Annotated in this window: 13 protein-coding genes; 6 read left to right on the forward strand and 7 right to left on the reverse strand. The window is 73.8% G+C overall.

All coding sequences use genetic code 11. From position 1 onward, the window contains the following. Nucleotides 1-120: 120 nt before the first annotated feature. Complete coding sequence (locus tag ACFVTF_RS13090; protein WP_363585835.1) at nt 121-1,506, reverse strand: MFS transporter; 1,386 nt, start codon at nt 1,504-1,506, stop codon at nt 121-123. A gap of 401 nt (nt 1,507-1,907) precedes the next feature. Next, nucleotides 1,908-3,536 (reverse strand): ribosomal protection-like ABC-F family protein, encoded by a 1,629-nt coding sequence (gene abc-f, locus ACFVTF_RS13095; protein WP_387812964.1) that lies wholly within the window; start codon nt 3,534-3,536, stop codon nt 1,908-1,910. Between the two features lie 335 nt (nt 3,537-3,871). Between abc-f and ACFVTF_RS13100 the strand changes: the two genes are divergently transcribed. Continuing rightward, nucleotides 3,872-4,006 carry a hypothetical protein gene (locus ACFVTF_RS13100; RefSeq protein ID WP_387812967.1) on the forward strand — a complete coding sequence of 45 codons (135 nt, stop codon included), beginning with the start codon at nt 3,872-3,874 and terminating at the stop codon, nt 4,004-4,006. Between the two features lie 119 nt (nt 4,007-4,125). Here the strand turns inward: ACFVTF_RS13100 and ACFVTF_RS13105 are convergent, their stop codons facing one another. From ACFVTF_RS13105 to ACFVTF_RS13115, 3 genes are all read right to left on the reverse strand, one after another. Continuing rightward, nucleotides 4,126-4,848 (reverse strand): hypothetical protein, encoded by a 723-nt coding sequence (locus ACFVTF_RS13105; protein ID WP_387812969.1) that lies wholly within the window; start codon nt 4,846-4,848, stop codon nt 4,126-4,128. 163 nt (nt 4,849-5,011) lie between these two features. Next, nucleotides 5,012-6,415 carry a uracil-xanthine permease family protein gene (locus tag ACFVTF_RS13110; protein ID WP_387812972.1) on the reverse strand — a complete coding sequence of 468 codons (1,404 nt, stop codon included), beginning with the start codon at nt 6,413-6,415 and terminating at the stop codon, nt 5,012-5,014. A 130-nt stretch (nt 6,416-6,545) separates the two neighbouring features. Further along, nucleotides 6,546-7,499 carry a LuxR C-terminal-related transcriptional regulator gene (locus ACFVTF_RS13115; RefSeq protein WP_371521605.1) on the reverse strand — a complete coding sequence of 318 codons (954 nt, stop codon included), beginning with the start codon at nt 7,497-7,499 and terminating at the stop codon, nt 6,546-6,548. 191 nt (nt 7,500-7,690) lie between these two features. Between ACFVTF_RS13115 and ACFVTF_RS13120 the strand changes: the two genes are divergently transcribed. From ACFVTF_RS13120 to ACFVTF_RS13140, 5 genes are all read left to right on the forward strand, one after another. After that, nucleotides 7,691-8,401, forward strand: a complete 711-nt coding sequence (locus tag ACFVTF_RS13120) for a G1 family glutamic endopeptidase (protein ID WP_387812975.1) — start codon at nt 7,691-7,693, stop codon at nt 8,399-8,401. Nucleotides 8,402-8,580: 179 nt separating this feature from the next. Further along, complete coding sequence (locus ACFVTF_RS13125; protein WP_387812978.1) at nt 8,581-9,231, forward strand: TetR family transcriptional regulator; 651 nt, start codon at nt 8,581-8,583, stop codon at nt 9,229-9,231. Between the two features lie 44 nt (nt 9,232-9,275). Continuing rightward, nucleotides 9,276-10,043, forward strand: a complete 768-nt coding sequence (locus ACFVTF_RS13130) for an SDR family NAD(P)-dependent oxidoreductase (RefSeq protein WP_387812981.1) — start codon at nt 9,276-9,278, stop codon at nt 10,041-10,043. Between the two features lie 90 nt (nt 10,044-10,133). Beyond that, nucleotides 10,134-11,174 (forward strand): NAD(P)-dependent alcohol dehydrogenase, encoded by a 1,041-nt coding sequence (locus tag ACFVTF_RS13135; RefSeq protein ID WP_387812984.1) that lies wholly within the window; start codon nt 10,134-10,136, stop codon nt 11,172-11,174. Nucleotides 11,175-11,456: 282 nt separating this feature from the next. Further along, complete coding sequence (locus ACFVTF_RS13140; RefSeq protein WP_387812987.1) at nt 11,457-11,936, forward strand: flavodoxin family protein; 480 nt, start codon at nt 11,457-11,459, stop codon at nt 11,934-11,936. Nucleotides 11,937-12,046: 110 nt separating this feature from the next. Here the strand turns inward: ACFVTF_RS13140 and ACFVTF_RS13145 are convergent, their stop codons facing one another. Both ACFVTF_RS13145 and ACFVTF_RS13150 read right to left on the reverse strand, forming a co-directional pair. Beyond that, entirely contained in the window at nt 12,047-12,637 is a 591-nt protein-coding gene (locus tag ACFVTF_RS13145) for a lytic polysaccharide monooxygenase (RefSeq protein WP_371521617.1), read from the reverse strand. Between the two features lie 211 nt (nt 12,638-12,848). Beyond that, on the reverse strand, nt 12,849-13,880 hold the full coding sequence (locus ACFVTF_RS13150; RefSeq protein ID WP_387812989.1) for a medium chain dehydrogenase/reductase family protein: 1,032 nt from the start codon (nt 13,878-13,880) through the stop codon (nt 12,849-12,851). Nucleotides 13,881-13,997: the final 117 nt, after the last annotated feature.

A 13,997-nucleotide genomic window follows, 5' to 3' on the forward strand; every position in this document is an offset into this window, starting at 1 on the left:
GCCCCGCCGCCCCGGGGGGCCCGGCGGGCCCCCCCGGGCGGGCCCCGCGCGGGCACCCCCCGGGGCGCGGGCCCGGCGTCGGCGGGGCGCCGGCCCGCCGCGTGCGTCAGGCAGTGGCCGTCAGCGCGCCGTCTGCGGGACGCGCTGGCCCGGGACGGCCGGCCTGGCGGCCGTGCGGCCCGCGGCCGGGGCGGCTCCCAGGGCGGTGCCCCGGGTCTCCTCGGCCCACAGCACGCACACCAGCAGGCCGACCACGGTGGTGCCGGCCGCGATGAGCATGGTCGGACCGGTGCCCAGCCCGGACAGCGACAGCGGCAGCAGGTAGGTGCCGACGGCCGCGCCGATCCGGCTCACCGAGGTCGCCACACCCACCGCCGTCGCCCGGATCTCGGTGGGGAACAGCTCGTTGGGGTAGGTCCAGTCGAGGACGTTGGGCCCGCCGCACAGGAAGGCGTACGCGCACAGCGCCGTCAGCGCGACGGCCGCCGGGGCGGTGGGCCACACGCCCAGCAGGGCCAGCGGGACGGCCATCAGGGCGAACGACCAGATGATGACGGGGCGCCGGCCGCGGGTGTCGATCAGGCGCAGGGCCGGGTAGCAGCCGAGCAGGAAGACGAGGCTGATCAGCCCGGTGCCCAGGGTCTCCATCACGGTGCCGCCGGGCATGCCGAAGGAGGAGAGGATCTGCGGGCCGAAGGTGAGCATCGCGAACAGCGGGCCGACCTGGCAGAGGAAGAACAGACCGCAGAACAGGGTGCGGCGCCGGTAGGGCGGGGTCATCAGCAGGCGCAGCCCGCCGGGGCGGCCGCGCTCGGCCGGGTCGGGCATCAGCTCGCGGCCGTCCACCCGGACGCCGAGGTGCTTCTCGACCACGCGCACCGCGTCGCCGACCCGCCCGTGGGCGGCCAGCCAGCGCGGGGACTCCGGCGTACCACGGCGGATCACCAGGAACACCACGCACAGCACCGTGGAACTCGCGAGCATCCACCGCCAACTGCCGGGCCCGGCCAGCTCCAGGAACGCGTAGCCCACCACGTAGGCGAGCACGGACCCGGCGTACCAGGCGATGATCTGCTGACCGAGCAGCCGCCCGCGCTGTTTGGCGGGCAGCCACTCGGCGAGCAGGGAAGTGGCGATGGGGTAGTCGGCGGCCACGGCCATGCCGAGCACGAAGCGCAGCACGGCGATCGCCCACACCGTGTCGACCCAGAAGGAGAGCACCGAGCAGGCGACCATCACGAGCAGGTCGGCGGTGTACATCACCTCCCGGCCGATCCGGTCGGTCAGCACGCCGAAGAGCGCGCCGCCGACGAACATGCCCACCAGCGCGGCGGCGCCGATCAGGCTGACCTCCGCGGTGGACAGGCCGAGCTCGGGTCGCATCCCGATCAGGGCGACGCCGACGATGCTCAGGATGTAGCCGTCGAGCAGCGGTCCACCGGAACAGGCGAGGGCCAGTCTCCGGTGGAAGGCGGTATACGGGGCGTTGTCGATGGTCTGGGACATGTGCTGGGGGTCCTCCGGAGCGTACGACGGCGGATGACCCGCTCACCGTGCGCCGGGTAGACGGCAAGGAAAGACGCCGTCCGGCGGACGGCGCCATCACCCGCTCACACCGGGCGACCGTCCACGGTTGCCCGGGTGCGAGGGGGCCGCCACCGGGCCGAAGGTCGGCCGAAGTCGCGACGAAGGTCCCGAAGCGGACAGGACCTCGGACCGTGTCGCGACCCCGCCCGCCCAGTCCTGCCGGGCCCTGTCGCCGTCCGGACGGCCGTCCGCCCGCCGGGCGTGACCCTTCTCACCCGGAGGCCCCCGAGGGCCCCGATCCTGTGACCGGCGCCACATCGCGCCGTTCCGCCGGTGGGCGCACCGGGCTGCGCCCACCGAACGGCGCAGCCCGTCTCCCGCTACGCGGGCGCGCCCTCCGCCAGCTCGCCGTCGGCCAGCCGCAGCCACCGCTGCACGCCGATCCCGTGCAGGAACCGCTCGTCGTGGCTGACCACCACGAAGGCCCCCCGGTAGGAGTTCAGCGCGCTCTCCAGCTGGGCCGCGCCCGCCAGGTCGAGGTTGTTGGTGGGCTCGTCCAGCAGCAGCAGGTGCGGGGCCGGCTCCGCGCAGAGCACGCAGGCCAGGGTGGCGCGCAGCCGCTCGCCGCCGGAGAGCACCCCGACGGGCAGGTGGGCGCGGGCGCCGCGGAAGAGGAAGCGGGCGAGCAGGTTCATCCGCTCGGCCTCGGGCCGCTGCGGGGCGTACGCGGCGAAGTTCTCGGCCACCGTGCGCTCCGGGTCCAGCAGGTCGAGGCGCTGCGAGAGGTAGGCGGTGCGCCCTTCGGCGCGCCGCACGTCGCCTCCCTCGGGGGCGAGGTCCCCGCCGAGCAGGCGCAGCAGGGTGCTCTTGCCCGCGCCGTTGGGGCCGGTGAGCGCGATGCGCTCGGGGCCGCGCACCGTCAGGTCGACGCCCCGGCCGGTGAACACCTCCCGGTCGCCGAGCCGCACGCGCAGCCGCTCGCCGAGGAAGAGGGTGCGCCCGGCGGGCACGGTGGTGTCGGGCAGGTCCAGCGAGAGGCGCTGCTCCTCGCGCAGCGCGCGCCCGGCCTCGTCCAGCCGGGCCTTCGCCTCACCGACCCGCTCGGCGTGCATCTGGCCGGCCCGCCCGGCGGATTCCTGGGCGCCGCGCTTCATGGTGCCGGCGAAGATGCGGGGCAGGCCGGCGCTCTTCAGGTTGCGGGCGGCGTTGCCCTGGCGGCGTTCGGCACGTTCGCGGGCCTGCTGCATCTCCCGCTTCTCGCGGCGCAGTTCCTGTTCGGCGTTGCGCACGTTCTTCTCGGCGGTCTCCCGCTCGGCCCGTACGGCTTCCTCGTACGCGGTGAAGTTGCCGCCGTGGAAGCGCAGTTCGCCGCGGTCGAGTTCGGCGATCCGCTCCATCCGGTCGAGCAGGGCGCGGTCGTGGCTGACCAGGAGCAGGCCGCCGCGGAAGTCGTCCAGGGCGTCGTGGAGGCGGTGGCGGGCGTCGGCGTCGAGGTTGTTGGTGGGCTCGTCGAGCAGCAGCACGTCGGGGCGCCTGAGCAGTTGGGCGGCCAGGCCGAGGGAGACGATCTGGCCGCCGCTGAGGGTGCCCAGGCGCCGGTCCAGCGCCAGGTGGGCCAGGCCCAGGCGTTCCAGCTGGGCGCGGGTGCGTTCCTCGATGTCCCAGTCGTCGCCGATGACGGCGAAGTGCCGCTCGTCGACGTCCCCGGACTCCACGGCGTCGATGGCCCGGACGATCGCGGCGACGCCCAGCACCTCGGCGACGGTGAGGTCGCCGCTCAGGGGGAGGGTCTGCGGGAGGTGGCCGAGGGTGCCGGTGACGGTGACGGATCCGCCGGCGGGCCGCAGCGTCCCGGCGAGGAGCCGCAGCAGCGTGCTCTTGCCGGTGCCGTTGGGCGCGACGAGGCCGGTGCGGCCGGCACCGAGGGAGAAGGACAGGTCCTGGAAGACGGGGGTGTCGTCGGGCCAGGAGAAGGACAGGTTCGAGCAGACGACGAGAGCGCCGGACATGGAGGTGGCCTCACAGAGGAGCAGGGCGCGGCGCAGCAGACAGCCGGCGCCCGGGGGCAGACGGATGGGAGAAGGGCACGACGACGGGGCCACGCCGACGGTGCTCGTACGCACCGGTCGGTGGCCTACCGGGTCCGGGACTCACCCGGAGATGTCGTCGTCCACCACCACGTCTGGTCTCCTCGGCATACGGACGGTCGAAGTCCGCGCCAGTGTAGCCACCGGCGGCCAGGCACGCACGGCATTTATCCGGCGGCGGCCACCCCTTGCGGTGACCGCCGCCCGCTCCGCCCTCCCGCGCCCTGCGCTCGGTCATCCCCTGCCTGCACGGCTCGGTGACCCTCCCGGCCACCCCCGGGCCGGAACCGGCCGCGCTGCTCCGGCGCGAACCGGGCCGGCTCGACGAGCGCATCGACTGCCTCACCCGCAACCGCGACGCGATCCGCGACTACCTGGAACCCCGGGCCTGAAGCGGCGGCGGCGAGGGCTCGGCGGGTGAGCGGAACGGCCGGCTTCGGCCGGTCGTGCGAGTTCGGCGACGTCCGGAACCGCGGGCCCGGACCGCTCACCGGTCCGGGCCCGCGCGCCGTCAGGAGCCGGCCGTGGCCGCTTCCAGGGTGGTCGCCATGATCGGGCTGGTGAACGTGTTCGTCGCGTCGCCCGAGGAGGGGTGGTAGGAGCCCCACTTGAGGTAGTTGCGGTCGCCGTCCCAGGTGGTGCCCGTGAAGGTGTCCGAGCCGGTGGTGAAGGTCTGCTTCACGCCGTCGAACCAGAAGTCGATGGTGCCGTCGGTGCGGCCCAGGCTGATCTTCAGCGCGTACGAGTGCCACGTGTTGTTGGCCGTCTGAGCGGTCCACAGGGAGTGCGCGACGTGGTCGGTGTCCCACTCCTGGAGGCGGACGCGCCCGTTGACGATGTCGATCTCGATCGGGTGGTTGGCCGTGTCGGTGCTCGGCGAGCACTTGAGCTGGAAGACGTAGCGGCTGTTGGAGTCCTGGATGTCCACCTTGGACGACCAGCCGAGGTAAAAGGTGTCGCCCTCCTTCAGGTCCGGGCTGAGCGTCTCGCAGCGCTCCTCGCCGGCGGCCTGGAAGGCCCGCCACACGTTGCCCTTGGTGGAGTCCTGGACGACGTCGAAGTTGCCGGCCGCGCACTGGACGGCCTTGAACGAGGACGGGCCGGTGCTGGTGCTCGGCGTCCACAGGACCTCGCCCGCGTCGTCGGCGGAGGCCTGGCCGCCGCAGGTGAGCGCGAACGTGGCGAGGGCGGCGGCCGCGGCGGCGGCCTTGCGGCGGTGGGTCGGAACGGACATGCCTCTCCCGGGGGGATGAGTGGCGCGGGGTGGGGGACGGGTGTACGCGGCGATTCGACCACCGCCCGGCCCGTCCGGCCAGACGGAACGGCCGACGGAAGCTCCCTTTCGGACACTTCCGCCGGCCGTCGTGTCGACCTGAACCCGAACCCGGGCCCGTCCGTTACGGGTTGCGCGGCCCCTCGGTACCCTCGGAGCCCTCGTCGTACGAGGACGTGCCCTCGTCCAGCAGCGGCTCCTGCGTCTTGAGGTGCGCGGGGGCCAGCGCCCGCAGCGTGTGGTAGCCGGTGATGACGACCAGGGTGCCCAGCGCGATGCCGCTCAGGCTGAAGGTGTCGGTGAACTTCAGGGTGACGTTGCCGATGCCGATGATGATGCCCGCGGCGGCCGGCACCAGGTTCAGCGGGTTGCGCAGGTCCACCTTGGACTTGATCCAGATCTGCGCGCCGAGCAGGCCGATCATGCCGTACAGGATGACGGTGATGCCGCCGAGCACCCCGCCGGGGATCGCGGCGACGACGGCGCCGAACTTCGGGCAGACGCCGAACAGCAGCGCGAAGCCGGCGGCGGCCCAGTAGGCGGCGGTGGAGTAGACCCGGGTGGCGGCCATGACGCCGATGTTCTCGGAGTAGGTGGTGTTCGGCGGGCCGCCGAGCGCGGTGGAGAGCATGGAGCCGACGCCGTCGGCGGAGATCGCGACGCCGAGCTTGTCGTCCAGGTTCTGGCCGGTCATCTCGCCCACGGCCTTCACGTGCCCGGCGTTCTCCGCGACGAGCGCGATCACCACGGGCAGGGCGACCAGGATCGCGGACCACTGGAAGGAGGGGCCGTGGAAGTCGGGCAGGCCGATCCAGTCCGCCTTGCCGACGCCCGACAGGTCCAGGCGCCAGTGGTCGGTGAGGTGGCCGCTCGCGTCCACCGAGTGGATCCTGCCGAAGACCTGGTCGAACAGCCAGGAGATCCCGTACCCGAAGAGCAGTCCGAGGAAGATCGCCACGCGCGACCAGAAGCCACGCAGGCACACCACGGCCAGACCGGTGAACAGCATCACCAGCAGCGCCGTCCACTGGTCCTGCGGCCAGTAGGTCGACGCGGTGACGGGGGCGAGGTTGAAGCCGATCAGCATGACGACCGCGCCGGTCACGATCGGCGGCATCGCCGCGTGGATGATCCGTGCCCCGAACCGCTGGACCGCGAGGCCCACCAGGAACAGCGCCGCGCCCACCACGAACACCGCACCGGTCACGGTCGCGCTGGTGCCGCCCTGCGCCCGGATCACCGCGGCCACGCCCACGAAGGACAGCGAGCAGCCGAGGTAGCTGGGCACCCGGCCGCGGGTGGCCAGCAGGAAGATGATCGTCGAGACGCCGGACATCATGATGGCCAGGTTGGGGTTGAGCCCCATCAGCACGGGCGCCACGAAGCTCGCGCCGAACATGGCCACCACGTGCTGGGCGCCGAGCCCTGCCGTGCGGGGCCAGGAGAGCCGTTCGTCGGGGCGGACGACCGCCCCCGGCGCGGGCGTACGCCCGTCACCGTGCAGCTTCCAGCGCACGCCGAGATCCATGGTGGGGGTTCGCTTTCTCTGTACTTCCGGTGAACTGTCCGCACCATTCTCCCGGTCACCGGGCCTCCCGCGCGCACCCGGCCCGGCCTTGACCTGCGCACTCGCGCGGCCCGACGGCGGCGCGGCCGGCTCACAGCAGCTCGGCCCGGGCCGCCTGGATGCCCGCCTGGAACCTGGTCCGGGCCCCGAACCGGTCCATCAGCTCCCGCACCCAGCGCTGCACCGTCCGGGTGGACACCCCCAGCTGGCGGGCGATCGACTCGTCGGTGAGCCCCGCCGCGAGCAGCGGGAGCAGCTGGCGGTGCCGGTCCTCCGGACTCTCCTCCGGCAGGGCGGGCAGCCGCATCGCCTGCGCCCAGTACAGCTCGAACAGCCCGGCCAGCGCGTCCAGCAGGGTGGAGGGCCGGATCAGCAGCACGCTCTGCAGCTCGGTGCCCGCGCTGACCGGCAGCAGCGCCCAGCGGTCGTCCAACAGCGCCAGCTTCAGCGGCAGTTCGGTGTGCACCCGGGCCTGCTCCCCGGCCGTGGTGAAGGAGTGGATCTCCGCCAGGCGCTCCGGATCGCGCAGCACCTGGCTGTGGTACACCACCCTGGTCGTCACCCCCCTTGCCAGCAGGGCCAGTTCGGTCTGCGGATCGCTGCGCCGGATGTACGGGGGCCGGTCCAGGACCCGCAACTGCCGACGCACCCCCTGTTGCAGGGTGCGCCACAGCTCGGCGACCGACCTGCGCCCGCAGATCACCTCGGCCGGCCCGTCGGAGCCGCTGCCGTCCCGGCCCTGCCGGTAGGCGCGCATCAGCTCGCCCATCCGCCCCCGGGCGCGCCGCAGTTCGACCTCGCGCCGCAGCAGCAGTTCCTCCACCGCCACGTCCGGCGGCACCGCCGCCCAGGCCCCGGCCGCGCACGCCTCCACCAGCCCCTGCGCGGCCAGCGAGACCAGCGCCGCGAGCACGATCGAGGCCTGGAGGTTCATCTGGGTGGCCAGCCACTGCGGGTCGGCGGCCTGGACGCCGAGCAGCCGCAGGTAGAGCTGTTCCTCGACCGTGCCGAGGCCGAGTCCGGCGAGCATGCCCGTCCCCGACACTGCGCCCTCCTCGTCCTGCACCGCCAGTGGACGAGCCGACTGTGCGCCACTCGGTGCCCGAAATCAAGGGATTGATCGGCCGACATGTTCCCGCCATGTCGGGTTCCTGCCCACGCGGCTCCCTTCCCGGCCCGCCCGCGGCGCCCGCAAGCTGGGCGGCACCCCCTCAACCCCCAGTGAAGGAGCCCCCCATGGCCCTTTCCCGCACCGGCCGGCTCGTGCTCGCCGCCCTGCTGGCCCTCCCGGCCGCCGCGGCCGCGACCCCCGCCACCGCCGCCCCCGCCACCCACACCGCCGCGCACGGCTTCGGCGCCGCACACCGCTTCGGCCACGGCGCCCGCTACGACGGCGGAGTCTGGGGCGGCTACGTCGCCCAGGGCAACGGCTTCCAGAGCGTCTCCGGCTCCTGGACGATGCCCGCCGTGCAGTGCAACACCACCAACGACCTGTTCGCCCCGTGGGTCGGCATCGACGGCTACGGCTCGCAGACCGTCGAGCAGACCGGCGTCCAGGCCGACTGCTCCAGCGGCTCCGCGGTCTACTCGGCCTGGTACGAGATGTACCCGGCCCCGCCGCAGTACTTCAGCGATCCGGTGGACGCCGGCGACAGCTTCACCGCCTCGGTGGTCAACAGCGGTGGTTCCAGCTACGCCCTGCAGATCACCGACAACACCAAGGGCTGGACCGAGACCACCACCCAGCAGCTCAACGGCCAGAACGTCAGCGCCGAGGCCGTGATCGAGTCCCCGAGCCAGAGCTACCCCTCCTTCAGCCGTCTGGACTTCTCCGGCGTCACGGTCAACGGCCAGGTCTTCGACGGCTACTCCCCGCAGGCCATCAACAGCGGCCCCTACACCGAGACCGCGCTCAGCAACGGCTCCTTCGCGATAGTCCCCGCCTGACCCGCCTGACCCGCCTGACCCGCCTGACCCGCCTGACCTGAACCATCGGCCGGACCCGTTCCGCCGGACCCGCCTCCGCGTTCGCCCCGGCCCCCGCCTTCCCGCGAGGGCCGGGGCCAGTTCGCGTCCCGCCGGGACTCATGTCCCAGTGGGACATTTCCGGGTGTACGGTGGCTCCCGTGACCACCGAGAAGGCCGAGCACAGCACCGAGGGGCGGCGTGACCGCAAGGCGCGCCGCACCCGCGAGTCACTGGCCGCCGCCGCCCTCCAGCTGGTGCTGGACCGCGGCCTGGCCGCCGTCTCCGTCGAGGACGTCACCGACCGGGCCGACGTCTCCCGCCGCACCTTCAGCCGGTACTTCGCCTCCCGCGAGGACGCCGTGCTGGACTGCCTGCGCGCCGACTTCGGCCGGATCAACGCGGCGCTGGCGGCCCGCCCCGCCGCCGAGACCCCGGTGGCCGCCTACCGCGCGGCGCTGCGGGTCTGGCTGGGCGACGAGCGGGACCCGGCCTGGCACCGGCGCCCCGGCGTGCGGGAGCTGTTCGGCCTGATCGCCGCCGAGCCCTCGCTGACCGCCGCCTACCGGCGGATCTGCGTCGACGAGGAGGAGGCCTCCATCCGGATCGCCGCCGCCCGGCTCGGCCTGGACGCGGAGTACGACCTGCGCCCGGCCGTCGCCGTCGGCCTCGGCGTGGCGGCCCTCCAGGCCGCCTCCCGCGCCTGGGTCCGCCACCCCGTCGGCGCCGACGAACCGGATCTGCCCGACCTCGTGGAACGGGCCTTCGACCTGCTCGCCGCCGAACCGCCCCCCGACGGCCCGGCGGCCTGAACCACCGCGCCCACCCGGCGCACCCGCACGAAAGGACGTACGCCATGACCGGCACCGACCACCCCCAGGAGTTCACCGGCAAGACCGCACTGGTCACCGGTGGTGCCTCCGGCATCGGCCTCGCCGTGGCCCGCCGCCTGGCGGCCGGCGGCGCGGCCGTCGCCGTCGCCGACTTCGACCTGGAGGGCGCCCGCAAGGCCGCCGCCGAACTGGAGGCCACCGGCGCCCGGGCCCTGGCGATCGGGACGGACGTCACCGACCCGGAGTCGGTGCGGGCCGCCGTCCAGGCCGCCGTGGACGGCCTCGGCGCCCTGCACCTGGCCGTCAACAACGCCGGCATCAGCGGCGCGAAGGCCCCCACCGGCGCGTACGAGCCCGAGCAGTGGCGCCGGGTCCTGGCCACCAACCTCGACGGCGTCTTCTACTCGCTGCGCTACGAGATACCCGCCATCCTGGCGGCCGGCGGTGGCGCCGTCGTCAACATGGCCTCGATCCTGGGCACCAACGGCTTCGCCGGTTCGCCCGCCTACGCCGCCGCCAAGCACGGCGTGGTGGGCCTGACCAAGACCGCCGCCCTGGAGTACGCCGCGCAGGGCGTGCGGATCAACGCCGTCGGCCCGGGCTTCATCGACACCCCGCTGCTGAGCGCGGCCGACGAGGAGGCGCGCCAGGCGCTGGTCGCCCTGCACCCGGCCGGCCGGCTCGGCCGCGCCGAGGAGGTCGCCGAACTGACCGCCTTCCTGCTCTCCGACCGGGCCTCCTTCATCCACGGCAGCTACCACCTGGTCGACGGCGCCTACGCGGCCCGCTGACCGGACCGTCACCGGCCCGTCCGGGAGCCGGGGCGGCGCAAGCGGGGGACAGACACGTCCGGGGGGACAGAGAGAGGGAGTCCGAAACCCATGAAGGCAGTCCAGTACCGCAGCGTCGGCGCCGCCCCCGAGGTGGTCACCGTCCCCGATCCGGAGCCCGGCCCCGGCCAGGTCCTGCTCAAGGTCACCGCGGCGGGGGTGTGCCACTCCGACATCGCCGTGATGAGCATGCCCGCCGAGCGGCTCTCCTTCCCCCTGCCGCTCACCCTCGGGCACGAGGGCGTCGGCACCGTGGCCGCGCTCGGCGCGGGCGTGACCGGCCTGACCGAGGGCGAGCCGGTCGCCGTCTACGGGCCGTGGGGCTGCGGCAACTGCGCCAAGTGCGCGGAGGGCAAGGAGAACTACTGCCTGCGCGCCACCGAACTGGGCATCCGCCCGCCCGGCCTGGGCGCCCCCGGGGCGATGGCCGAGTACATGGTGGTGGACAGCCCCCGGCACCTGGTGCCGCTCGGCGGACTCGACCCGGTCAGGGCCGTGCCGCTCACGGACGCGGGCCTGACCCCGTACCACGCCATCAAGCGCTCGCTCGGCAAGCTGACGCCCGGCAGCACCGCCGTGGTGATCGGCACCGGCGGCCTGGGCCACGTCGCGATCCAACTGCTGCGCGCGATGACCGCGGCCCGGGTGATCGCCCTGGACGTGACGGAGGAGAAGCTCGCGCTGGCCCGCAGCGTCGGCGCGCACGAGACGGTCCGCTCCGACGCCTCCGCGCCCGCCCGGGTGCGCGAACTCACCGGCGGCGTCGGCGCCCAGGTGGTACTGGACTTCGTCGGCGCCCCGCCCACGACGGCCGCGGCCGGCGCGATGGCGGCGGTGGAGGGCGACGTGACGATCGTCGGCCTCGGCGGCGGCACCCTGGCCGTCGGCTTCGGCACCCTGCCGTACGAGGTCTCGGTGGCCTCCCCGTACTGGGGCACCCGCGCCGAGCTGATCGAGGTCCTCGACCTCGCCCGGGCCGGCGCGGTGGACGTGCACGTCGAGACCTACGGGATCGACGAGGCGCCGCTCGCCTACGAGCGCCTGCACAGCGGCCGGATCAACGGGCGCGCCGTCATCCTCCCCAACGGCTGACTCCTCGGGGCGCCCGGAGCGACGCGGCAGGTCGGTGACCGAAGCGGTGCCGCCGCGCGGGCCGGCCGCCCGGGTGGAACGCGCGGTCGGGGATCCACCGAGGTCTTCGGTGCGCGCCGATGTCACGTTCTCCGGCGGTGCCCGGTCTACCTGTCGGGTGCGGTCGTGGCGTGCTGCGGCGACCGCCTCCGGTGAATCGGGTGCGGTGCGGGCGGGTGAGGCGGGCGGGTGGCCTGCTCCGGCCGCGCCGCACGGGAATCGTGAAGCGTAAGGAGCGCCGTCATGAAGGCCGTCATCGTGTGCACCTCCGTGTCCCACGGCAACACGAGGAGGATCGCCGACGTCATGGGCCAGGTCCTGGAGGCCCGGGTCGTCGACCCCGAACGGATCGGTGTCGAGGAGCTCGCCGACTGTGACCTCGTGGGGTTCGGCTCGGGGATCTTCTCGATGAGGTTCCACCCGCAGCTGCGCCGGTTCGTCAGGTCGCTCCCGCAGGGGCGGGGGCCGCGCCGCCGGGCGTTCGTGTTCGCCACCAGCGGGCTGCCCGAGCCGCGGTTCCAGCCGTTCACCCGCCCCCTCGTGCGGGTCCTGGAGCAGAAGGGCTTCGAGGTGGGCGACACCTTCGCGTGCCGCGGGTTCGACACCTGGGCCCCGTTCAAGCTCGTCGGCGGCATCAACAAGGCCCGGCCCGACGCGGACGACCTGATGGCGGCGCGCGCGTTCGCGGAAGGGCTGCGGGCCCGGACCGGCACGGCGTCCTGACCGGTCGGGCCGGGGGCCGCGGTGCTGCCCCGCCGCACGGGACGGCGGGGCAGCGGAGTACTGCGGTCAGGCAGTCAGTGCTGTCAGTGCTGTCAGAGCGGTCGGGACCGTCAGAACTGGACGTCGGTGCAGGAGTAGAAGGCGTTGCCGGTGTCGGCGACGTCCCAGACCGCCACCACCACCTGGTGCCCGGTACGACCGCTGGGGAGGGTCGCGGTGTGGGTGGTGGTGGCGGCGGGCTGGCGGCCGTTGTAGGGGACGGTCAGGAAGGGGGTGAGCTCCAGGCTGGCCCGGGTGATCGGCTGGCTCGCGTCATAGCCGGGCTTGGTGAGGAAGTACCTGAAGTTCGTGGTGGAGTGCCGGGCCTCGATGTACCAGGTGAAGGTGAGCTGCTGGCCCGCCGTCACCCGGGTGGTCGGCCAGGTGCCGTTGCGCGGGTTGTCCAGCGGGGCCCAACGGGCGTCCCCGCCGGCGCAGATGGTGCCGTCGGCCGGGCCCCGGCCGGGGAAGCCCTTCGGGCCCTCGACACTCTGCGGTTCCCACTGGATGTCGCCGCAGTCCCACGGCACCCCGCCCGCTCCGCAGAGCGCGGACCGGCTGGGCGGCAGGTTGATGTAGCCGTGCGACTGGGCGGGCAGGGCCAGTACGAGCGGGAGCGCGATCGCGGCCGCGGCCGCGCCGGCGAGATGACGTTTGCGCATGGTGCTCCTCCGTGGGGGTGGTTGGAGTGTGCGCCCGACGTAGGGCGCGCGCGTGGGGGCGCGGCCGAAGATCATGGCATGCCTGCGTCAGGTCGGTGCTGACACCGTAGAAGCCCCCGCCCGGGCCGTCAATGGTCTGAACCATTGCCGGTTCATTGCCGAGTCATTGCCGCGCCCCGAGCTCCGCGCCCCGAGCCCCGCTCCCCGCGGGTCAGGGAATCAGGACGATCTTGCCGCTGACGGTCCCGGACTCCGCCAGCCGCAGGGCCTCGGCCGCCTGGGCGAGCGGGAGTCGGGCGGCGATCCGGGCGGTGACGTCACCGCGGGCGACGGCGGCGAACACCTGGGCGAGGTCGGACCGGAGGCGGGCGCGGAAGCGGTCCCGGCCGAGGGCGCGGCCGGCCCAGATGTTGTAGAAGTGGGCGCGGCGGCCGTTGGGCAGGGTGTTCCAGAGCCAGGTGCGGGCGAGGATCTTCAGCACGGGCCACTGCTTGGAGCCGGTGTCGTCGCGGGTGGAGGCGCTGCCGTAGGCGACGAGCGTGCCGCCGGGGGCGAGCAGGCGCCAGGAGTCGATCACGCTGCGCCCGCCGACGTGGTCGAACACGGCGTCCACCCCGCCGGGCGCCAGCTCCCGGACCCGGGCCGCCACGTCCTCGGTGCGGTAGTCGACCGGGGTCACGTCGAGCTCCCGCAGGGCGTCGTGGTGTCGCGCGGACGCGGTGCCGATCACCTGCACGCCGGCCGCGCGCGCCAGCTGGACCAGGACGGAGCCCACCCCGCCGGAGGCGCCGTGCACCAGGATCCGCTGCCCGGCGCGCACCCGCGCCTGGCGGTGCAGCAGCTGCCAGGCCGTGATGCCGTTGACCACCACGGTCTCCGCCTCGGCCGCGGTGAGGCCGTCCGGGACGGGCACGGCGTCGGCGGCGTCGACGGTCACGTGGCTGGCCCACCCGCCGACCTTCGTCAGCGCGGCCACCCGCTGCCCGGTCAGCCCCGGGTCGACGCCCTCGCCGGTGGCCAGCACCCGGCCGACCAGGTCGTAGCCGGGGACGAACGGGAACGGCGGCTGGTCGTAGTACCGGCCGCGGCGCATCTGCTGCTCGGCGAACGAGACGCCGCTGGCCTCCATGGCGATCAGGACCTGCCCCCGGCCGGCCCGCGGTACGGCTCCGTGCCGGATCTCCAGGCCCTCCGGCGCCACGACGCCCGGCAGTACGACCTGGACGAGGCGTTCGGTGTCCATGACGCCCTCCTTCTCGATAGATATTGTTGCCTTCGTTAGAAGTTATAACTCCAGGCGTCGGTGAGAGTCAAGAGGGGGAGTGATAGCCTCTAACGAGATGGTGATGTCGTCGTCGTG

This window comes from Kitasatospora sp. NPDC057940, from assembly GCF_042887425.1.
GTDB lineage: Bacteria > Actinomycetota > Actinomycetes > Streptomycetales > Streptomycetaceae > Kitasatospora.